Source organism: Amycolatopsis arida, assembly GCF_900115565.1.
GTDB lineage: Bacteria > Actinomycetota > Actinomycetes > Mycobacteriales > Pseudonocardiaceae > Yuhushiella > Yuhushiella arida.
On sequence record NZ_FOWW01000003.1, the window covers coordinates 426,801 to 446,497 of the forward strand.

Consider the following 19,697-nt stretch of genomic DNA (forward strand, 5'->3'; position numbering starts at 1 on the left):
ACCGCCGCGAACGCTAAGGCCCGGCCGTGGCCAGGGCATCAGGGCGAACCCCCCATTCCTCCCTGAGGCTTCCCCTACCCTCCCGGCGGTCCGCCTGTTGCCCGGTCGGGAGTCCGGCCGCACTAGCCTTGGCCGCGCACGCTTTCGCCAGTCGACAGGAGGATCGATGGCCCAGGCACCCAACCCCTACGACTTCCTGCCCCCGGTGCCCAGCTTCACGCTGCGCAGCAACGACGTCGCCGACGGGGAGACGCTGCCGACGGCGCAGCTCTCCGGCATCTTCGGGGCCGGAGGGGAGGACCGCTCGCCGCACCTGGCGTGGGAGGGCTTCCCGGCCGACACCAAGAGCTTCGCGGTGACCTGTTTCGACCCGGACGCGCCCACCGCGAGCGGCTTCTGGCACTGGGCGGTGTTCGACATCCCCGCGTCGGTCACCGAGCTGCCGTCCGGCGCCGGCGACGCGAGCGGCTCCGGGTTGCCCGAGGGTGCGGTCACCCTCAGGGGAGACGGCGGGGTCCGCCAGTTCCTCGGCGCCGCGCCGCCGCCGGGGCACGGCCCGCACCGGTACTTCTTCGCGGTGCACGCCCTCGATGTCGACACGCTGGACGTCGACGCCGACGCGACACCGGCGTTCCTCGGCTTCAACATGTTCGGGCACACCCTGGCCAGGGCGCTGCTCGTGCCGGTCTACGAGAACAAGGGCTGAGCCGCCGGGCCCGCGCGGTCGCGGGGCCGCGCGGGTCGGCCTCGCTCCCAGCCTCCGGCAGCACTGGAACACCGGAGCGAGGCGGCGGGTCAGCGGGGGCGGAGGAGGTAGTCCACCACCGGGCGCAGCTCCTCGGCGGTCGGCGGCTCGTCGTCGATCAGGCCCTGGATCAGCAGCCCGTCGATGCCGGCGAGGAACACCCGGAAGGCCACCTCGTCGTCGTGCCGCACCATCGAGGTCAGCACGTCCAGCCAGCGGCGGGCGGCGGGGCGCAGCTCGGGCCGGCGCGAGGCCAGCAGGTACAGCTCGTACTCGGCCATCGTCCGGCCCCGGCGCGGGCCGAGTGCCTCGGCCAGCAGGTTGGCCACCTCGGCGGCGCCGCCGCTGCCGCGCGAGCGGGCCCGGTCGATCATCCAGTAGACCTCGGTGGCCATGTCCCTGGCGCAGCTGATGAGCGTGGCGATGAGCAGGTCGTCGAGGTCGGCGAAGTGGTAGGTGGTGGAGGTGGTCGGCACGCCGGCCTCCCTGGCCACCGTCCGGTGCGTCACGCCGGCCACGCCGTCCCGCTCGATCACCCGGAGCGTGGCGGCGATGATCTCGGCGCGGCGCTTCTCCCCGCGGACCCGGCGCCCGTCCGGCTGTGGCTTCATCCGAGCCAGATTACCGGAACGATCGTCCCAGTAGTTGCCGAGTCGTGCACCACATCAGGGGGACTTAGGCTTCGCTCATCGGTTACTCATCAGTAGGACGGGTTAGGCTCCCGAACACCACCGCGAAGCCCCGAACGGAAAGGCCCCGATCATGGGCGCTCTGGAGATCACGCTCGGCGTGATCAGCGTGCTGCTCACCGCCGTCGCCGTGGTCATGGTGACGCGCACCGTCCGCCACATGCTCCGCTCCATCCGGCTCGGCCAGCCGGACGGCAGCCGCAAGGGCCCGTTCGGCGCCCGCTTCGGCACCATGCTGAAGGAGATCGGGCTGCACACGAAGATGCTGAAGCTCACCCACGTGGGCATCGCGCACTGGCTGGTGATGGTCGGCTTCATCGGTCTGTCGCTCAGCGTCCTCGAGGCCTACGGCGAGGTGTTCTACCCGCCGTTCCACTTCCCGATCATCGGTGGGTGGGCGCTGTGGAACCTGGTGGTGGAGTTCCTCGGCCTGGCCACGATCGTCGCGGGTGTCGCGCTGGTGATCATCCGGCAGCTGAACCACCCGCGCCGGGCCGAGCGGCAGTCGCGGTTCGCCGGCTCGAACTTCTGGCAGGCGTACTTCGTCGAGGCGGTGGTGATCCTCGAGGGCGTCGGCATCGTGGGGCTGCGGGCGTTCAAGCAGTCGTCCGGGATGCTCGACGTGCCGGCGTGGGCGGCGCCGGTCACCCACCTGCTCGGCGGGGTGCTGCCGGCCAGCTACGCCGCGGTGTCGCTGTTCGCGTTCTTCAAGATCGTCAGCGCGATGGTGTGGGTCATCGTGATCGCCTCGAACATCAACATGGGCGTCGCGTGGCACCGGTTCACCGCGTTCTTCAACATCTACTTCAAGCGGGAGGCCGACGGCGGCCCCGCACTGGGCAAGCTCAAGCCGATGATGAGCGGCGGCGAGCCCATCGACTTCGAGGAGGCCGACCCGGAGAAGGACGTCTTCGGTGCCGGCAGGGTCGAGGACTTCAGCTGGAAGGGCTGGCTGGACTTCACCACCTGCACCGAGTGCGGGCGCTGCCAGTCGCAGTGCCCGGCGTGGAACACCGGCAAGCCACTGTCTCCCAAGCTGGTGATCACCCAGCTGCGGGACCACGCCTACGCCAAGGCGCCGTACCTGCTGGCCGGCGGGAAGAAGGACATGACCGGCGAGGAGGTCGGCCTCACCGGCGACGACCCGCACGCCGGGATCGACGTGCTCGCGCTGGCCGAGGCCGAGCGCCCGCTGGTGGGCGGGCCCGAGGAGAACGGGGTGATCGACCCCGAGGTGCTGTGGTCGTGCACGACGTGCGGCGCGTGCGTCGAGCAGTGCCCGGTGGACATCGAGCACGTCGACCACATCGTCGACATGCGCCGGTACCAGGTGATGATCGAGTCGAACTTCCCGACCGAGCTGAACGGGATGTTCAAGAACCTGGAGAACAAGGGCAACCCGTGGGGGCAGAACGCCAAGGACCGGCTGGCCTGGGCCGACGACCTGGACTTCGAGGTCCCGGTCTTCGACGGTGAGCTGGGCGACGCCGAGTACCTGTTCTGGGTCGGCTGCGCGGGCGCGTTCGAGGACCGAGCCAAGAAGACCACCCGCGCGGTGGCCGAGCTGCTGCACATCGCCGGGGTGAAGTACGTCGTGCTCGGGCCGGAGGAGACCTGCTCCGGCGACCCGGCGCGGCGGGCCGGCAACGAGTTCCTCTTCCAGATGCTCGCGCAGCAGAACGTCGAGGTGCTGAACTCGGTGTTCGAGGACCGACCGGCGCGCGAGCGCAAGATCGTGGTGACCTGCGCGCACTGCTTCAACACGCTGGCCAACGAGTACCCCGAGCTGGGTGGGACCTACCAGGTGGTGCACCACACCCAGCTGCTCAACCGCCTGGTGCGGGAGAAGCGGCTGGTGCCGGTGGCGCCGATCGCCGACGACGTCACCTACCACGACCCGTGCTACCTGGGGCGGCACAACAAGATCTACGAGGCGCCGCGCGAGCTGGTGGGTGCCTCCGGCGCGCAGTTCCGCGAGATGCCGCGGCACGCCGACCGCTCCTTCTGCTGTGGCGCCGGCGGGGCGCGGATGTGGATGGAGGAGAAGATCGGCAAGCGGATCAACGTCGAGCGCGTGGACGAGGCGCTCGGCACCGCGCCGTCGAAGATCGCCACCGGGTGCCCGTTCTGCCGGGTGATGCTCACCGACGGCGTGACCGCGCGGCAGAACGACGGCAAGGCCAGCGAGAACGTCGAGGTGGTCGACGTGTCGCAGCTGTTGCTGTCGGCGGTCAAGCGGGCGCCGCGGCAGCCGGTCGCCGTGGCGGCCGGGGCGCCCTCGGTGGAGGACGGCCCGGCCGAGATCGGCGGCGAGGCGGAGGCCGACGGCCGCGCCGACGTGCCGACCGACACGGTGCCCAGCGGCACCCCACAGGCCGAAGAGGAGAAGTAGCCACTCGACAACGGAAGGCCACCTCGCGCGCGATCGACGCGGGCGAGGTGGCCTTCCCGCGTCAGCGGCGGGCGGAGGCGGGCCCCTGTTCCGCTTTTCCGGCCGAGAAGGTGCTGATGCCGGTCGAGCTGGTCTCGCCATCGTCACGCCGGCGAGACCGGTTGGACAAGCCCACCCTGGCCGCCGCCGCCGGCATTCCCTACTACATGCGGGTGGAGATCATGCGGCGGCTCAACACCGCGGAAGTGCATCTGTACGAGCTGAAGGGCACCGAGTACCGACCTCTCGCGTCGGCCATGGCGGGTGAGAGCTTCCGAATCGAGCGGCCGTTCGCCCTGTCGTTCGACCCGATCGAGCTCCTGGAGCCCTGATCCGTCGCGACGGCCACCGCTTGTGCCCAATCGCGTGCAGGACGGCCGCGCCGACGTGCCGACCGACAGGGGTCCAGCGGCACCCCCAGGCCACCGAGGAGACGTCGGCATCTCCTCGACACGGGGAAGGCCGCCTCGCCGACCCGCGAGGCGGCCTTCTCCGTGCTCAATGGCCCGCGGGGCAGGCTTGCGGCGGGCGGCTGCGGGCCATGATGTGCATCCCGGTCTCGTCCACGGAACGCACCTGGGAGGACCCGCAGCCGCAGCGGGTCCACACCGTCTCTCCCTCGGCCGTCCGGTGCCGGGACACGACCCGGAACGGCTCCGCGTCCGGCCATCCGCAGTAGGGGCAGTTGCTCGTCAGCTGGATCATGTCTCCAGGGTGCGGGCGTAAATCATCCAGGTCCAGGTTGGATTTCTGGACTTCATCGTGAAGAATCGGCTACATGATCGATCTACGCCGGCTCCACGTGCTGCGCGCGGTGGCCCACTACGGCACGGTCACCGCGGCCGCCCAGTCGCTGCACCTCACCCCGTCGGCGGCCTCCCAGCAGGTCCGCCAACTCGGCCGCGAGCTCGGGGTGACCCTGCTCGAACCGCAGGGCCGCCGGGTGCGGCTGACCTCCGCCGCGCGGGCGCTGCTCACCCACGCCCACGCCATCGAGGAGCGCTGGCGCCAGGCCGAGACCGAGCTGCGCGCGTGCGACGGCAGCCCCACCGGCGTGCTGCGCATGGCGAGCTTCCCGACGGCCATCGCCGCCGTCCTGGCCCCGACGGCCGCGCGGCTGCACGCCGAGCACCCGGGGCTCACCGTCGAGATGCACGAGGGCGAGGTCAGCGACTGCGTCGACCTGCTCTTCGACGGCGGCGCCGAACTCGCCGTGCTCGAAGCCGTCGCGGACGGCCCGGCGACGACCGACCCACGGTTCGAGCAGCACCCCCTGCTCGACGACCCGTTCGACCTGATGGTCGCCGCCGACCATCCGCTGGCCGGTAGGACCTCCGTGGAGCTGGTCGAGCTGGCCACCGAGCGGTGGATCGTGCCCACCCCGCCGTGCGCCTCCCGGCAACACGTGCTCGCCGCGTGCAGCGCGGCCGGGTTCACTCCCGCCGCCGCGCACCACATCGGCGACATTCGCGCCGCCGCGGCGCTGGTCGAGCAGGGACTGGGCATCGCGATGGTGCCGAGGATCGCCGGGCTGCAGACCAACCGCCACGTGGCGCGGCTACCGATCACCGGGCCCGCCATCCCGGCCCGCAAGCTGGTCACCGCCGTCCGACGGGGCACCGGGACCTCCCCGGCGGTCTCCACCGCCCTGCGGGCACTGCACGACCAGGCGGACCGCCTGCGCCGGTAGGCGCGGCCGCCCTCGAGAACGGCTCTTGTGTGAAGCAATGAATCAATGCTTCACTTCTTGCCATGCCCTATCGTCGCACACCGAAGGTGCAGGCCCGGCTGGACGGCCAGCGGGTGGCGATCCTCGACGCCGCCATCGAGCAGCTCGCCGAGCACGGCTACGCCGGCTGCTCCGTGGCCGCGGTCGCCACCAGAGCGGGCGTCGCCACCGGCAGCGTCTACAAGCACTTCCCCGGCAAGGCCGAGCTGGTCGCCGAGCTGTTCCGGGAGGTGGTGAGCCGGGAGGTGGCCGCTGTCGACGCGGCCTCGCGGCGGCCCGGCGCCATCCCCGAGCGGATCCTCGCGGTCATCGAGACCTTCGCCAACCGCGCGCTGAAGGCCCCGCGGCTGGCCTACGCGCTGCTCGCCGAGCCGGTCGACGCGCCGGTCGAAGTGGAGCGCCTGCGGTTCCGCAAGGCGTTCCGCGACATCGTCGCCACCCGGATCGCCGACGGCGTCGCCGCGGGCGTGCTGCCCGCACAGGACGCCCACATCACCGCCGCCGCGCTGGTCGGCGCCGCGGCCGAGGTGCTGATCGGCCCGCTCACCGCGGAGAGCGCCGACACCGATGCCATCCCCACGCTGTGCAGGTTCACGCTGCGCGCCCTAGGAGGTCCCGATGCCTGACACCCACGAGGTCACCAACCAGGTGCCGCCGCTGGTCGACCACGACCTCGCCGCCGACCCCGCCCTGCTCGCCGGCCTGCACCGGGAGGGCGCCGGGTGGGCCGAGCCGGAGCTGCGCGAGCTCGGCCGGCTCGCCGGCACCCAGCGGGCGCAGGACTGGGGCAGGGTGGCCAACGAGAACCCACCGGTGCTGCGCACCCACGACCGCTACGGGCACCGCGTCGACGAGGTCGAGTTCCACCCGTACTGGCACGAGTTGATGCGGGTGGCCGTCGGCAACGGGATCCACGCGGCGCCGTGGCGGGACGACCGGCCCGGCGCGCACGTCGCCAGGGCGGCCAAGGCCTACGTCTGGATGCAGGTCGAGCCGGGGCACATGTGCCCGATCTCGATGACCTACGCGGCCGTGCCGGCACTGCGACACAACCCGGAGCTGGCCGAGCGGTACGAGCCGCTGCTCGCCGCCCCGGAGTACGACTACGGGCTGCGCGAGCCGAGCGGCAAGCGCGGGCTCATCGCGGGCATGTCGATGACCGAGAAGCAGGGTGGCTCGGACGTGCGCGCCAACACCACCACCGCCGAGCCCACCGCCGAGGGCGCCTACGTCATCACCGGGCACAAGTGGTTCACCTCGGCGCCGATGTCCGACGTGTTCCTCACCCTCGCCAAGGCGCCCGGCGGCCTGTCCTGCTTCCTGCTGCCCCGCGTGCTGCCGGACGGCACCCGCAACCGGATCCGGCTGCAGCGGCTCAAGGACAAGCTGGGCAACCGGTCCAACGCCTCGGCGGAGATCGAGTACGACGGCGCGCTCGGCTGGCTCGTCGGCGAGGAGGGCCGCGGTGTGCGGACCATCATCGAGATGGTCAACAACACCCGGCTGGACTGCGCGATCGGCAGCGCGGCCGGCATGCGCTGGGGCGCGGTGCAGGCGGTGCACCACGCGACCCACCGCAGGGCCTTCGGCGACCGGCTGGTCGACCAGCCACTGATGGCGAACGTCCTGGCCGACCTGGTGGTCGAGGCCGAGGCCGCCACCACGGTGGCCCTGCGACTGGCCGGCGCGAGCGACCGGGCCGACGCCGGTGACCGGTCGGAGGAGCCGTTCCGCCGGCTCGGGCTCGCGGTGACCAAGTACTGGGTGTGCAAGCGCGGCCCGGCGCACGCCGCCGAGGCGTTGGAGTGCCTCGGCGGCAACGGCTACGTCGAGGAGTCCGGCATGCCACGGCTGTACCGGGAGGCGCCGCTCGCGTCGATCTGGGAGGGGTCGGGCAACGTGGCCGCGCTGGACGCCTTGCGCGCGATGGCGAAGCAGCCGGAGTCGGTCGAGGCGTTCTTCTCCGAGGTCGACCGAGTCGCCGGCGCCGACGCGCGGCTGGACGACGCGGTCGCCCGGCTGCGCAAGGAGCTGACCGACCTCGCCGACATCCAGTACCGGGCCCGTCGGGTGGTGGAGCAGTTCGCGCTGGTGCTGCAGGGGTCGCTGCTGGTGCGGCACGGCGAACCGGCCGTCGCCGACGCCTTCTGCGCCACCCGGCTCGGCGGGGACACCGGTCTGGTGTTCGGCACCCTGCCCGCCGGCATGGACACGGCGGCGATCGTCGACAGGGCTCGGGTGGACCGGTGAGCGGGCCGATCCGCACGGAGACCGCCGACGGGGTGCGGTCGATCGTCCTGGCCCGACCGGAGCGGTACAACACGATCACCCCGGAGCTGCGCGACGCGCTGGCCGCGGCGATCGACGAGGCCGACGCCGACCCCGAGGTGCGGGTGATGCTGCTGCGCGCCGACGGGCCGGCGTTCTGCGCGGGCTACGGGCTGGACTGGTCGACCGAGTTCCAGGCCACCGCGGAGTCGGACTGGGACTCGGCGATGGACTACCGGGTGATGTCCAGCTTCGTCGACACCTACCTGAAGCTGTGGTACGCGGCGAAGCCCACCATCGCCGCGGTGCAGGGCTGGTGCGTCGCCGGCGGGACCGACATGGTGCTGTGCGCCGACCTCGTCGTCGCGGCGGAGAACGCGGTGTTCGGCTACCCGCCTTCCCGCGTGTGGGGCACCCCGACCACGGCGATGTGGGTGTACCGGATGGGCTTCGAGAAGGCCAAGCGCTACCTGCTCACCGGCGACGAGATCCCGGCGCGCACGGCCGCGGAGATCGGGCTGATCGGCGAGTGCGTGCCGGACGACCGACTGACCGAGCACGCGTTCGGCCTCGCCAGGCGGATGGCCATGCTGCCCGGCAACCAGCTGGAGATGCTGAAGCTGTTGTGCAACCAGACCGTGGAGAACATGGGTTTCGCCTCGTCCCGGACGCTCGGCACGTTTCTCGACGGCGTCGCCCGGCACACGAAGGAGGGGCGGGCGTTCGTCGGCAGGGCGATGGAGGCCGGGTTCCGGCAGGCCGTGCGCGAGCGCGACGCGCCCTTCGGCGACTACGGCTCGCGGCGGAAGGAGTGACGATGTCCGTTCGGGTGGAGCGCGAAGGAGCCGTCACCACGGTGATCCTGTCGCGGCCGGAGCGGCGCAACGCCGTCGACGGCTCGACGGCCGCGGCGCTGGCGGCGGCGTTTCGCGAGTTCGACGCCGACGACACGGCCGCCGTGGCGGTGCTCTGGGGCGAGGGCGGCACGTTCTGCGCCGGTGCCGACCTCAAGGCCGTCGGCACCCCGGACGGCAACCGGCTGGCCGAGGACGGCGACGGGCCGATGGGGCCGAGCCGGCTGCGGCTGGGCAAGCCGGTGATCGCCGCGATTCCCGGGCACGCCGTGGCCGGCGGGCTGGAGCTGGCGATCTGGTGCGACCTGCGGGTGGCCGAGGACGACGCCGTGCTCGGCGTGTTCTGCCGCCGGTGGGGGGTGCCGCTCATCGACGGCGGCACGGTGCGGCTGCCCCGGCTGATCGGCACCGGCCGCGCACTGGACCTGATCCTCACCGGGCGGCCGGTGTCCGCCGCCGAGGCGCTGGAGATGGGGCTGGTCAACCGCGTGGTGCCGAAGGGCGGGGCGCGGCAGGCGGCCGAGGAGCTGGCCGCCGAGCTGGCTCGCTTCCCGCAGACCTGCCTGCGCCGGGACCGGTTGTCGGTGCTGGAGCAGGACGGGCTGGACGAGCGGACGGCGCTGGGGAACGAGTTCCGGCACGGGCTGGTGTCGCTGTCGGCCGACAGCCTCGCCGGCGCGCAGCGCTTCGCCGCCGGCGCCGGCAGGCACGGCGAGTTCGACTGAGCCGGCCCTGCTTCACCCGGCGCGCGACACGCCCCGTGGAAGCCCAACCGGAGGTGAAAAGCCGCGCCATAATATGCCGCATGGTGAGCTACCGGCAGGCCGTCGAGGCCCTTCAACCCGTCATTCCCCAGCTGTTCGACGCTGTGTCGGAGGGCTTGGAACACGCCGTCCGGTACCACGCTGACGAGGAGTACCAGCGCCAGGACGACGCCCACTTCTTCCCGACCGTGGCACGCCGGAAGGTGCTCGACCGGCTGTACCGAGCTGGCCTGATCGCGCGGCATCCGAAGGGAGACCGCCCACTGCTGTCCATGTCCGGACTGCTGGTGCCGTACGAGAACGTGGTGATCTGGGTGCGCAAGATGCGCAAGGTCAGGTCGGATCCTGTCGAGCACGAGATCCCGCTCCCGCAATCGCGGCGGCAGCGGCAGTTCTGGCGGCAGGAACCCGTGCTCGATCTGCCCGGGTTGCCCACGGACAACCTGCTGTTGCTGTGGTCGGAGGACCATGGTGTGCTGGACCCCGCCATGACCCTGGTGCGCCCCCTCGGCGGCGACCACCGGCGGGATAACCTCCGGTACGAGTGGGCCGGCCCGCTGCGCCGGGAGATGGCCACGTTCAGCGCCGCCGACCTGGACGAGCTCCGGCCGGCGCCACGACAGTCGACGCTCTGGGAAGAAGACACGGGATGATCTACGGGCAACGGGTTCGGCGGCTCCGTCTCATGCACGGGATGACGCAGGCCGAACTCGCCCACCGGGTGCTGACGACCCAGGACCGCGTCTCCCGGATCGAGAAGGACGAGGCGCGCTGCGACGCCGAGCTCGAGCAGATGCTCGCCGTCGAGCTCGGCGTCACCAGCGACTGCCTGCGACGCGCCCCGGCGGCGCCGCTCCAGGCCCTGTCGCCACAGTTCCGGGCCCGGAGCCGGGTGTCCCAGCGGGACCGTTCCGTGGCGCTCGAATGGGCCAACCTGGTCAACGAGGAGTACCAGCGGCTCACCGAGACCGCCGCCGCCCTCCCCACCCGACTGAGCAGGGAGGACGGCGAGGGCCCGGCCGACGCGGCCCGCCGGGTCCGCCACCTGCTGGGCTTCAACCAGCGGGAACCCCTGCCGTACCTCGTCCTCGCCGTGGAACGTCTCGGCGTCCGCGTGCTGGGACTGCCGATCACGCTGTCCACGATGGACGGTTTCAGCGCCTGGCACGGGGACACCCCGATCATCGGGCTGATGACGGGTGTCCCCGCCGACCGGGTGCGGTTCACCGTCGCCCACGAACTCGGGCACCTCGTGCTGCACCGTCCGGGGCAGGCCGGCAGGGAGATCGAAGCCGAGGCCGACGCGTTCGCGGCCGAGCTCCTCACCCCGAGGGACAGCATCGTCACCGCCCTGCCGAGCAACCCGACGCTCAACAGCCTGACCATGGTGAAGACCCGGTGGGGCGTCTCGGTCAAGGCACTGGTCCGCCGAGCCCGGGAGCTCGGCGTGATCGACGCCGACCGGTCGCTCAGCCTGTACAAGCAGCTCAGCAAGCGTGGCTGGAACCGGCAGGAACCGGGATTCGTGCCGGAGGAGAAGCCCCGCGGCTTCCGCAAACTCGCCGAGATCGCCTACGGCGCGGGGCCGAACACCGAGCGGCTCGCCCAGGACGCGGGCTGGTCGGAGGAGCTCGCGCTCACCGTCCTCCGGCAGTACGCGAGGAGTGACGAGTTGCCGCGCAAGGTCGCCCGGAGCGGGTCCGCCGAGACGCGAGCCGACAACGTGGTGCGCTTCCCGGCGCACCGGCGCGCGACGTCCCGGGCGTCGACCGAACAGCCGGCACCCTAGTAGCCGAAGTTCTGGGTCCAGTACCAGCCGGCGGTGGTGACGCCGACGCCGATGGCCCGGAACGAGCAGTTGAGGATGTTCCGCCGGTGGCCGTCGGAGCTCATCCACATCCGCATGACCTGCTCGGCGCTCCGCGCGCCCCTGGCGATGTTCTCCCCACCCGGTCGCGGGTAGCCGGCCGCGCGGACGCGCTCGGCGAACGTGACGCCCTCGGGTGTGGTGTGCGAGAAGTAGCCGCGGGCGGACATGTCGTCACTGTGGCCCTGCGCGGCCTTCGTCAGCCGGGCGTCGACGCGCAGCGAACCGCAACCGGCCGAGGACCTGGCCTGGTTCACCAGCTCCACCACTCGGTCGGCGTGGGAACCGGAACGCGCCGGCGGGTCGCTGCTGGGGGGCGGTGCCGGCGCGCGACGCGGCTCGCTGGTCGTGTCGCCGCGCGGCGCGGCACCAGCCGGGGTGCCGGTCGAGGTGCCGGACGGCGCCGACTCGCCGGACGTCTCCTCGGCCTCCGTGGTGGTGGTCTCGGCCGGGTCGGCGGTGCCCTCCGGATCGTCGGTGTCCGAGGTCGGCGGGGTGGTCACGGCGCTGCCACCGCCGTCGACACCGGCGCCGGCCGGCTCCTCTCCCGCGCCGAACGCCCCGCCCCGAGGCAGGGACGCGGCGAGGGTGGGCGCCCCGGCGAGGTCCGGGTGGTCGGAGGGCCAGTCCCGCAGGACGAGCTGGCTGCTGGCCGCGAGCGCGACGCCGACCAGCACACTCAGCGCCACCAGCAACGGCTTACGATTCCGTCTCGGAGCGGACACGGTGCCGTAAATTACCACTAACGGGTGAGGCTGAGAACCCGTCCTCGGTACTTTCCGTTGATCACCTCGGGGCGATCAACCCTCTTTCGGGGACTCGGTGATCCGCGCCGCCGAGTCATGGGTGTGCCGGGTGGCCAAGTCGAGGAACTGGACGATCGCCCGCAACTCGTCGTCGGAGAACCGCTTGCACACGTCGGTGAGCCGCGCGATGAGGAACTCCCACGGCGACTCGTCCACCGGGCGCGGGGCCAGCTCGACGAGCACCCGGCGCCGGTCGGCGGGGTGCGGGCGGCGCCGGACGAAGCCCTTGCGCTCCAACCGGTCGATCAGCGCCGTGACGGACGCGGGCGCCAGCCCGGAGTGCTCGACGAGCTCCTTCGGGGTGAGCGGGCCGAGGCGCTCCAGGTAGTCGGCCGTCTTCATCTCCACCGGCGACAGCCCGACCCGCTCGGCGATGGCGGTGTGGAACATGACCGTCGCCGTGGACAGCTCGCGGCCGCCGCTCAGGACCTGCTCGATCAGCTTCGCGCGCTCGCTGGACACGCCCCGATCCTATTTCGGCAGCCCAAAAGAACCAAACAGGCGAGACGTTCGCGTGCTCGAAGCTCGCCCCCGCGCGCTCCGCCGTCGTGGCGTTACCGGCGGCGGGTGTCCACGCGGTCGAAGTTGAGGTGGGCGCGGCTCTGCGTGGGTCCGCGCTGGCCCTGGTAACGCGACCCCGCATGGGACGAGCCATAGGGGTGCTCGGCCGCGCTGGTGAGCCGGAACAGGCAGAGCTGGCCGATCTTCATGCCCGGCCACAGGGTGATCGGGAGGTTGGCGACGTTGGACAGCTCCAGGGTGATGTGGCCGGAGAATCCGGGGTCGATGAAGCCCGCGGTGGAGTGGGTGAGCAGGCCGAGCCGGCCGAGCGACGACTTGCCCTCGAGCCGGCCGGCGAGGTCGTCGGGCAGGGTCACCAGCTCGTAGGTGGAGCCCAGCACGAACTCGCCGGGGTGCAGCACGAACGGGTCCTCGTCGCCCTCCTTCTCGACCAGCGACGTCAGCTCGTCCTGCTGAAGGGAGGGGTCGATGTGGGTGTACTTGGTGTTGTCGAACACCCGGAAGAAGCGGTCGAGCCTGATGTCGATGCTGGACGGTTGCAGCGCCTTGGGGCTGAACGGATCCACCCCGAGACGCCCGGAGTCGAGCTCGTTGCGGAGGTCCCGGTCACTGAGCAGCACCCGGACACCCTAACCACGCGGGTCAGGCGGCGGTCGAGGGCGTGCCGCGCATGTGCCGCGCGTAGGTGGTGTCGGGGTGGAAGATCCGGCCGAGGTGGGCGACGTAGTGGTGGCGGCCGGCGCGGCCGAGGCGCTCCTGCAGCGCGGTGGCGCCGGGCACGCGGCGGCGCACGGTCTCGGCGGCGAAGTTGGCCGCGGCGGCGGTGAGCACCGCGGCCTGGGCCACGCGGTCGTTGGGAAGGCCCAGGTAGTCCGCGTTGGCCTTGCCGAGCACCAGGCGGCTGATCGAGGAGTGGACGCGGACCGAGACGTGCGACAGCACCTTGCCGAGCGCGCCGCGGCCCTCGCCGACCGCGGCGTGGGAGCGCAGCAGCGCGGCGGCGAGGCGGCGGGAGTCGGCGTCCGGGATGAACTCGGTGGCGGCGAGCAGCCAGAGCAGGCGCCACGCGTCGACCTCGGTGGCCGGCAGCAGCTCGTCGGCGACGCCGAGGAGCCAGCCGACGTAGCGCCAGAGGTGCAGGATGTCGGCGCGCTCGCGAGCGGTGTAGCGGATGCCGAGCAGCTGGGTGCCGAGGACGTAGACCAGGGAGAAGAGGAGCAGGGTGCCGGCGGTCTGGACCTGGTTGACCGGGCGGTCCCATGCGGCGTAGTCCCAGTCGTCGCGGCGGTTCATCGCGGCGCGGACGTGGGCGTGGACGACGCGGACGCGCAGGGCGGAGGCGTAGCCGAGGGCGCCGGGGCGGAGCGCGCCGGGGGTGGTGACGTGGATCCACCAGGTGGCGGTCTCGACGAGGCGTCGGGTGGCGTCGTACTCGATGGCGCCCGTGCCGACGAGCGACTTCGTCGCGCGGGAGGCGAGGTAGCCGCCCATGAGGGACATGTCGCCGAGCGGGAAGAGGCCGAGCAGGCCGGCGCGGGTGATGGCGCGGGCGCCGCGGTCGAGGCGGACCGGGTCGACCCAGTACGGGGTGGCCTCGACGGCGCGGCAGAAGGCGGCCAGCCGCGGTGGCGGGTCGTCGACGGCGTCGATGCCCTCGGTGAGGGCCTGTTCGAAGAGCGCGCGGTCGACCCTCGCGGCGACGAGGTCGTCGGCGAGCGGGTCCTGGACCTCGGCGAACTCGCGGAGGCGGCGGAGTTGGCGCTCGTCGACGTGGACGCGACGGGGGACGTCGTCGGGGATCAGGAACCGGGCGGCCAGCCGGAGCCCGCCGTGTCGGAAGAGCTCCGGATCCGCCAAGGGCTGGTTCGACATGCCGCTCACCTCGGCCTCACAGGGGAGTCGACAACAAGTGTTGTCACTTGGGAGGGGTGGCGTCAAGGGTGCCGCGCGGCCGCGCCGAGCGGTCTAGTATGCTGGCGTCGCGCTGCGGATGTAGTTCAATGGTAGAACATCAGCTTCCCAAGCTGAGAACGCGGGTTCGATTCCCGTCATCCGCTCTTCAGACGAAGGCCCAGGTCAGCAGATGTCTACTGTGGACCTGGGCCTTGGTGCTTCTCAGGCCACCGCGGCGGCGCGGTGTCCTGGCGGGGCCGGCGGCAGCGGTGCGCGGGGTGGGGTCTCGGGCGGGACAGGCCCCCGCAGGCGCGGAGGTCCAGGGATCATCGCCCGATTCGAGAGTGCGCCTCGTTCCGGAAGGCTGCACCTCAGCCACCCGGGCTGAGGCACGTCCATGGGACAAGGGCCGTCATCCATTCCCCCTCCCCACCCGATCCGAAGCCGCTGTGCGGTCGGCGGTGCCGTGTCAAGGCACGCTTTCCCGCCTTGACACGGTGCCGACGACCGTCAACACAATCAGGTTTCGGGGTGGGGACCACACTCCCCGACGACACGACAACCCCGGCACGGGATGCACCCGCAGCGGGTACGCGAGGAGGACCCTCCCGGCGCAGCACACGACGCTGTGCACCCGTCGGTTGTTCCCATCCCCCGAAAGGGATCCACGGATTTCGCGGGCACCGTCGCAACCTCCCGGGCGCCGATACGCTGGAGCGGCCGCCGACCCCCGGGGTGGGCGGGGCGCGCCCCGTCCCGTTCTGAAGGCCCGTGGTGTCCGACGTGCTGACGAGCGCACCGCCAGATCGGAGCTACCGCACCCGGGTCACCGACGCTCGGCATCGGTCGGGGGGTCGCCGGGGGAGGGGGCCGGGGCGCGGTGCTCGGCCTGGATCTCGATGTCGAGGCGGGCCCGGTAGCCGGCCGGGTGCCAGATCTCGTCGAAGGGGCCCAGGAAGCCGATGCCGGCACCGCGTCGCCGGACCTGTGCCGCCACCCACACCAGGCCGTTCAGGACGAAGCCGAAGATGGCCAGGATGACGAGGATCGCGACGACACCGTTTACGTCCATGCGACCGAGACTACGGCCGCTCCTCGGTTTGCTTGCGGGCCAGCAGGTACGCCTGCGGCGTGCTCTCCGGGAATCGCCCGTCGTCGTCGGGTTCGCGCAGCGTGCGGGTGCGGACCTCGAACCCCGCTCGGCGCAACAGCTCCGTGACGCGGTCCGGCTGCCGGCGGTGGAAGTCGAGCGAGATGGTGTGGCCCGCGACCTCCGTCCAGTGCGCCACCTCGTCGCCCGCCTGGAACGCGAGCTGCAGGTACCCTCCTGGCGCCAGCACCCGGTGGAACTCGACGAAGACCCGCGGAAGCTCCTCCTCCGGCACGTGGATCACCGAGTACCATGCCACGATTCCGCCCAGCGAGCCGTCGCGCAGGGCCAGCTCGGTCATCGACCCCTCGGCGAACCGCAGGTCCGGGTACAACCGCCGGGCGATCGCCACCATCCGGGGCGACAGGTCGATCCCGAACACGTCCACCCCGAGGTCGTGCAGGAACGCGCTCATCCGACCGGGACCGCAGCCGATGTCGGCGACCGGCCCACCGTCGCCGGCTCGGACCAGCTCGGCGAACGCCGTGAGCAACGCCCGGTCGAGCGGCCTGGCGGCCAGCTCGTCGGTGATCCAGTCGGTGTAGTCGGCGGCGAGGGTGTCGTACGAGGCGCGGGTGCGGGCGAGGAAGTCGGTCACGCCGGGCACGCTATCGAAGCCCGGCATGGAGCGAGGGAGAATCCCAGTATGGAAGGAACTCTGGTCGGCGCGATCGCCCTGCCCGACGGCACGATGGTCCGCGGCCGCGGGCTGGGCCGCCCGGTACCCGGCGGGCCGCGCCCCGACTTCGGCCTCTACCTCGGCTCGGCCCGGCTGCGCCGCCGACACCAGGGGGCGCTGGACTGGCCGCACGAGTGGATCACCTGGCCGGACTTCCTCCTGCCGACCGACTGGGCCCTCGCCGCGACCCGCATCGTCGGGCTGCTCGACCTCGCCCGCGCCGGCGCCGCGGTGGAGGTCGCCTGCCACGGCGGGATCGGCCGCACCGGGACCGTGCTGGCCTGCCTCGCCACGGCGACCGGGCTGCCGCCGGAGGAAGCCGTCACCTGGGTCCGCGCCCACCACGACAAGCGGGCCGTCGAGACCCCGTGGCAACGCACGTGGGTCACCTGGTTCGCCCGGCACACCCAGTCCTGTCAAGCCGGCTGACGGGAACCCGGACGTAGCCGGCCACATTTGCCCGCATAATGTACTAGATGTACATTATGTACATGAGTGCCATGCCCGATCGCGAGATTCCCGTGACGGAGGCACGCGGGCAACTCCCCGCGCTGCTCGACACCGACGTCCGGGACGGAGGCGTCGTCTACCTGACCCGACACGGCCGGCGAGTGGGCGCCATCGTCCCCGCGGATGTCGCCGAGCGGCTGGACGAGCTCGAGGACGCGTACTGGTCACGCAGGGCGAATGAGGTCCTGCAGGCCGGGGAACCCACGATCCCCTGGGACGAAGCGGTCGCGCTGTTGGAGTCCGAGGCCGCTGATCAGTGACCTACCGAATCGAGATCACCCGTAGCGCCTTGAGGGCGCTCGCCAAACTCGACAAGCCGATCAGGCGGCGCCTCCAACATCGCATCGACCAGCTCGCCGAAGATCCACGACCACATGGCGCGATCGCCCTGCAGGGCCTTTCCGGTGCCTACCGGGTCAGAGCTGGCGACTACCGCGTGATCTACACGATCGAAGACGACCGTCTGCTCGTGGTGGTGATCGACCTCGGCCATCGTCGCGACAGCTATCGCGGCCGGTAACGACACAACCGCCGCTTCGGGACGGGTCGCGCCCCGACTTCGGCTGCGCCGCCGGCACCAGGGGGCATCGGACTGGCCGCACGAGTGGATCACCTGGCCGGACTTCCTCCTCCCGACCGACTGGGTCCTCGCCGCGCCCCGGTTGATCGGCTCGGCACCTCCGCCTGAAGGTCGGAACCGGCGCGCCAAACGGTGACGCCGCGTAGCCAGCGCAGCCCGGTTTGGTGGCTGGCACCGCTGCTTCATCCACGGCAGGCTGACTCGTGCCGACAACGGAAAGGGGGCAGCGAATGGCACGCACCGACAGGGATTTCTAGTCGCCAACCTCACAGCCAATGCTCACTCTGGGTGACGGCGGCCGCCTCGGCTCGAGGAACTGGTCGTCGTCACCCAGGGCGGGCGCCCCGGTTTACGAGGGCCGGAGGTCAGGTGAGTTCCCCTTCCAGGAGGCTCATCAGGAGTTCGTCGTGCCAGCGGCCCGCGCCGCGGAAGGACTCCCGGTGCCGGCCGTCCACCCGGAACCCGACCTTCTCGTAGGCCCGCACGGCCGCCGCGTTCTCCGCGACCACCCACAGCGCGATCGAGTGCAGCCGCATCATCTCGAACCCGTACCGGCACAGTGTCCGCGTCGCGTCGGTGCCGAACCCGCCGCCCCAGTGGTCCTTCTCACCGATGTAGAGGTCGAACCAGGCCCGCGCCGTCTCCGGCGACGCGTCCCGCAGCGTGCAGCTGCCGATCAGCCTGCCCTCGGCGAGGGTCTCGATGCCGAACGCCACGTTCGAGTACGTGTTCGGCCCGCGCTCGGCGAACCGCCGGCGGATCTGCGCCAGCGACTCGTCGTAGTCGGCCACCAGCCACCGGACCACGTCCGGGTCGTTGTGCCAGCGCCAGAAGGCGTCGGCGTCCTCCGGTTCGAGCGGCCGCAGCCGGACGAGCTCCCCTGTCACCATGTGCCCTCCGAGAGACGTGGCTGTGAGCGGGTGACGGCGATGGCCTCGACCTCGACGAGCTGGTCGTCGTAGCCCAGGGCGGCGACGCCGAGCAGCGTGCTGGGCGGGTCGTGGTCGCCGAACGCGTCGCGGACCACCTCCCAGGCCGCCACCAGGTCGTCCTGCTTCGCGGAAACCACGAACACCGTCGTCTTCACCACGTCGGTCAGCTCCGCCCCCGCCTCGCGCAGCGCGGTCCGCAGGTTCGCCATCACCTGCCGGGCCTGGCCGGCGTAGTCCCCCACGGCCACCGTCGCGCCGTTCTCGTCCAGCGGGCACGCGCCCGCGGCGAACACGAACCGCGCGGGCGCCTCGACCACTGCGGCGTAGGCGTACTCGGCGACGTCCGACAGCTCGGCGCCGCGCACCAACCGCACACCGTTGCGAGCGCCCCCTCCTCGCTGGCGCTTGTCAGCGGCGTTCGCCGAGGCTGCCGTGTCGAAGGGTTCGCTCGCACGCTCGCTCACGCCCCCTCCTCGCTGGCGCTCGTCAGCGGCGTTCGCCGAGCCTGCCGTGTCGAAGGGTTCGCTCGCACGCTCGCTCACGCCCGCACGCTACCGCCGCCGGCAACCGATATTCACCGCGCGCCCGGCCGGGCCAACCCCGTCTCGTAGGCCAACACCACCGCCTGCACCCGGTCCCGCAGCGCCAGCTTCGACAGGATCCGCCCCACGTGCGTCTTCACCGTCGCCTCGGAGAGGAACAGCTTCCCGGCGATCTCCAGGTTCGACAGCCCCTTCGCGATCAGGACCAGCACCTCGCGCTCCCGGTCGGTCAGCACGTCGAGCACCGCCGCGTCGCGCACCGGCGGCCCCCCGCTGCCGATGAACCGGTCCAGCAGCCGCCGGGTCACGCTCGGCGACACCACCGCGTCCCCGGCCGCCACCGACCGCAGCGCCGTCACCAGGTGGTCCGGCGGCGTGTCCTTCAGCAGGAACCCGCTCGCCCCGCCCTGCAGCGCCGCGTACACGTACTCGTCCAGGTCGAACGTCGTCATCACCAGCACTCGGGAGGTGCCGGCGGCGACGATCCGCTTGGTGGCCTCCACCCCGTCCAGCACCGGCATCCGCACGTCCATCAGCACGACGTTCGGCCGCAGCCGCTCGGCCAGCTCCACCGCCTGCGCCCCGTCGCCGGCCTCGCCCGCCACCTCGATGTCGGACTGCGCGCCCAGCACCATGCGGAAGCCGACGCGCATCAGCTCCTGGTCGTCGACGAGCACCACGGAGATCACGGCGCCAACCTACAGTGTTGGTAGATGCCAATCCGACCGAAAGTCGG

At 71.8% G+C, this 19,697-nt stretch carries 24 protein-coding genes and 1 tRNA gene; 14 read left to right on the forward strand and 11 right to left on the reverse strand.

Annotated elements, in window-relative coordinates; all coding sequences use genetic code 11:
- Window positions 1–166: 166 nt before the first annotated feature.
- The gene (locus tag BM051_RS11495) at window positions 167–706 is read left to right on the forward strand and encodes a YbhB/YbcL family Raf kinase inhibitor-like protein (RefSeq protein WP_092530062.1); all 540 of its coding nucleotides are present in this window, start codon (window positions 167–169) and stop codon (window positions 704–706) included.
- 89 nt (window positions 707–795) lie between these two features.
- Here BM051_RS11495 and BM051_RS11500 read toward each other — a convergent pair whose 3' ends face one another.
- The gene (locus BM051_RS11500; RefSeq protein WP_092530063.1) at window positions 796–1,356 is read right to left on the reverse strand and encodes a TetR/AcrR family transcriptional regulator; all 561 of its coding nucleotides are present in this window, start codon (window positions 1,354–1,356) and stop codon (window positions 796–798) included.
- Window positions 1,357–1,507: 151 nt separating this feature from the next.
- Between BM051_RS11500 and BM051_RS11505 the strand changes: the two genes are divergently transcribed.
- Both BM051_RS11505 and BM051_RS11510 read left to right on the forward strand, forming a co-directional pair.
- Complete coding sequence (locus tag BM051_RS11505) at window positions 1,508–3,826, forward strand: (Fe-S)-binding protein (RefSeq protein WP_092530064.1); 2,319 nt, start codon at window positions 1,508–1,510, stop codon at window positions 3,824–3,826.
- Between the two features lie 116 nt (window positions 3,827–3,942).
- A complete protein-coding gene (locus BM051_RS11510) occupies window positions 3,943–4,197 on the forward strand; it encodes a PDDEXK family nuclease (RefSeq protein WP_092530065.1) in 255 nt (84 codons plus the stop codon).
- 166 nt (window positions 4,198–4,363) lie between these two features.
- Here the strand turns inward: BM051_RS11510 and BM051_RS11515 are convergent, their stop codons facing one another.
- Window positions 4,364–4,570, reverse strand: a complete 207-nt coding sequence (locus BM051_RS11515) for a hypothetical protein (RefSeq protein WP_092530066.1) — start codon at window positions 4,568–4,570, stop codon at window positions 4,364–4,366.
- Window positions 4,571–4,643: 73 nt separating this feature from the next.
- Here BM051_RS11515 and BM051_RS11520 point away from each other — a divergent pair, with 73 nt between their 5' ends.
- The 7 genes from BM051_RS11520 to BM051_RS11550 all read left to right on the forward strand — a co-directional run bounded on the left by BM051_RS11520 (window position 4,644) and on the right by BM051_RS11550 (window position 11,269).
- A complete protein-coding gene (locus BM051_RS11520; RefSeq protein WP_092530067.1) occupies window positions 4,644–5,555 on the forward strand; it encodes a LysR family transcriptional regulator in 912 nt (303 codons plus the stop codon).
- A gap of 62 nt (window positions 5,556–5,617) precedes the next feature.
- Window positions 5,618–6,220, forward strand: coding sequence for a TetR/AcrR family transcriptional regulator (locus BM051_RS11525; RefSeq protein ID WP_092530068.1), 603 nt, complete (start codon window positions 5,618–5,620; stop codon window positions 6,218–6,220).
- On the forward strand, window positions 6,213–7,844 hold the full coding sequence (locus tag BM051_RS11530) for an acyl-CoA dehydrogenase family protein (protein ID WP_092530069.1): 1,632 nt from the start codon (window positions 6,213–6,215) through the stop codon (window positions 7,842–7,844). Before BM051_RS11525 ends, BM051_RS11530 begins: the two co-directional genes overlap by 8 nt.
- A complete protein-coding gene (locus tag BM051_RS11535; RefSeq protein ID WP_092530070.1) occupies window positions 7,841–8,677 on the forward strand; it encodes a crotonase/enoyl-CoA hydratase family protein in 837 nt (278 codons plus the stop codon). The genes BM051_RS11530 and BM051_RS11535 overlap by 4 nt, the downstream gene beginning before the upstream one ends.
- A 2-nt stretch (window positions 8,678–8,679) precedes the next feature.
- A complete protein-coding gene (locus BM051_RS11540; RefSeq protein ID WP_092530071.1) occupies window positions 8,680–9,441 on the forward strand; it encodes a crotonase/enoyl-CoA hydratase family protein in 762 nt (253 codons plus the stop codon).
- Between the two features lie 80 nt (window positions 9,442–9,521).
- Window positions 9,522–10,133: a hypothetical protein gene (locus BM051_RS11545; RefSeq protein WP_092530072.1), complete on the forward strand. Its 612-nt coding sequence runs from the start codon at window positions 9,522–9,524 to the stop codon at window positions 10,131–10,133.
- Window positions 10,130–11,269, forward strand: a complete 1,140-nt coding sequence (locus tag BM051_RS11550; protein ID WP_134046074.1) for a helix-turn-helix domain-containing protein — start codon at window positions 10,130–10,132, stop codon at window positions 11,267–11,269. Before BM051_RS11545 ends, BM051_RS11550 begins: the two co-directional genes overlap by 4 nt.
- Here the strand turns inward: BM051_RS11550 and BM051_RS11555 are convergent.
- The 4 genes from BM051_RS11555 to BM051_RS11570 form a co-directional block, all read right to left on the reverse strand.
- Window positions 11,266–12,036: a CAP domain-containing protein gene (locus BM051_RS11555; protein WP_243859447.1), complete on the reverse strand. Its 771-nt coding sequence runs from the start codon at window positions 12,034–12,036 to the stop codon at window positions 11,266–11,268. The two genes, BM051_RS11550 and BM051_RS11555, sit on opposite strands and share 4 nt — an antisense overlap.
- Window positions 12,037–12,147: 111 nt before the next feature.
- Window positions 12,148–12,615 carry a MarR family winged helix-turn-helix transcriptional regulator gene (locus tag BM051_RS11560; protein ID WP_092530074.1) on the reverse strand — a complete coding sequence of 156 codons (468 nt, stop codon included), beginning with the start codon at window positions 12,613–12,615 and terminating at the stop codon, window positions 12,148–12,150.
- A 92-nt stretch (window positions 12,616–12,707) separates the two neighbouring features.
- Entirely contained in the window at window positions 12,708–13,295 is a 588-nt protein-coding gene (gene dcd, locus BM051_RS11565) for a dCTP deaminase (RefSeq protein ID WP_092530075.1), read from the reverse strand.
- A gap of 22 nt (window positions 13,296–13,317) precedes the next feature.
- Window positions 13,318–14,547, reverse strand: a complete 1,230-nt coding sequence (locus BM051_RS11570; protein WP_092530076.1) for an oxygenase MpaB family protein — start codon at window positions 14,545–14,547, stop codon at window positions 13,318–13,320.
- A gap of 114 nt (window positions 14,548–14,661) precedes the next feature.
- Here BM051_RS11570 and BM051_RS11575 point away from each other — a divergent pair.
- Window positions 14,662–14,732 (forward strand) — tRNA-Gly (locus BM051_RS11575).
- A gap of 662 nt (window positions 14,733–15,394) precedes the next feature.
- Here the strand turns inward: BM051_RS11575 and BM051_RS11580 are convergent.
- On the reverse strand, window positions 15,395–15,640 hold the full coding sequence (locus tag BM051_RS11580; protein WP_092530077.1) for a hypothetical protein: 246 nt from the start codon (window positions 15,638–15,640) through the stop codon (window positions 15,395–15,397).
- A 10-nt stretch (window positions 15,641–15,650) separates the two neighbouring features.
- Window positions 15,651–16,343 carry a class I SAM-dependent DNA methyltransferase gene (locus BM051_RS11585; protein WP_177216916.1) on the reverse strand — a complete coding sequence of 231 codons (693 nt, stop codon included), beginning with the start codon at window positions 16,341–16,343 and terminating at the stop codon, window positions 15,651–15,653.
- A 21-nt stretch (window positions 16,344–16,364) separates the two neighbouring features.
- Here BM051_RS11585 and BM051_RS11590 point away from each other — a divergent pair, with 21 nt between their 5' ends.
- The 3 genes from BM051_RS11590 (at window position 16,365) to BM051_RS11600 (ending at window position 17,427) form a co-directional block, all read left to right on the forward strand.
- Window positions 16,365–16,826 carry a protein-tyrosine phosphatase family protein gene (locus tag BM051_RS11590; protein WP_177216917.1) on the forward strand — a complete coding sequence of 154 codons (462 nt, stop codon included), beginning with the start codon at window positions 16,365–16,367 and terminating at the stop codon, window positions 16,824–16,826.
- A 62-nt stretch (window positions 16,827–16,888) separates the two neighbouring features.
- Window positions 16,889–17,167, forward strand: coding sequence for a type II toxin-antitoxin system Phd/YefM family antitoxin (locus BM051_RS11595; RefSeq protein WP_243859445.1), 279 nt, complete (start codon window positions 16,889–16,891; stop codon window positions 17,165–17,167).
- Window positions 17,164–17,427 (forward strand): type II toxin-antitoxin system RelE family toxin, encoded by a 264-nt coding sequence (locus tag BM051_RS11600; protein ID WP_092530079.1) that lies wholly within the window; start codon window positions 17,164–17,166, stop codon window positions 17,425–17,427. Before BM051_RS11595 ends, BM051_RS11600 begins: the two co-directional genes overlap by 4 nt.
- 425 nt (window positions 17,428–17,852) lie before the next feature.
- On the opposite strand, the gene BM051_RS11610 is transcribed toward BM051_RS11600, so the two are convergent.
- The 3 genes from BM051_RS11610 to BM051_RS11620 all read right to left on the reverse strand — a co-directional run bounded on the left by BM051_RS11610 (window position 17,853) and on the right by BM051_RS11620 (window position 19,650).
- On the reverse strand, window positions 17,853–18,377 hold the full coding sequence (locus BM051_RS11610) for a GNAT family N-acetyltransferase (RefSeq protein WP_092530080.1): 525 nt from the start codon (window positions 18,375–18,377) through the stop codon (window positions 17,853–17,855).
- Window positions 18,371–18,883: a RidA family protein gene (locus BM051_RS11615; protein WP_243859443.1), complete on the reverse strand. Its 513-nt coding sequence runs from the start codon at window positions 18,881–18,883 to the stop codon at window positions 18,371–18,373. The genes BM051_RS11610 and BM051_RS11615 overlap by 7 nt, the downstream gene beginning before the upstream one ends.
- 110 nt (window positions 18,884–18,993) lie before the next feature.
- Window positions 18,994–19,650: a response regulator gene (locus tag BM051_RS11620; protein ID WP_092530082.1), complete on the reverse strand. Its 657-nt coding sequence runs from the start codon at window positions 19,648–19,650 to the stop codon at window positions 18,994–18,996.
- Window positions 19,651–19,697: the final 47 nt, after the last annotated feature.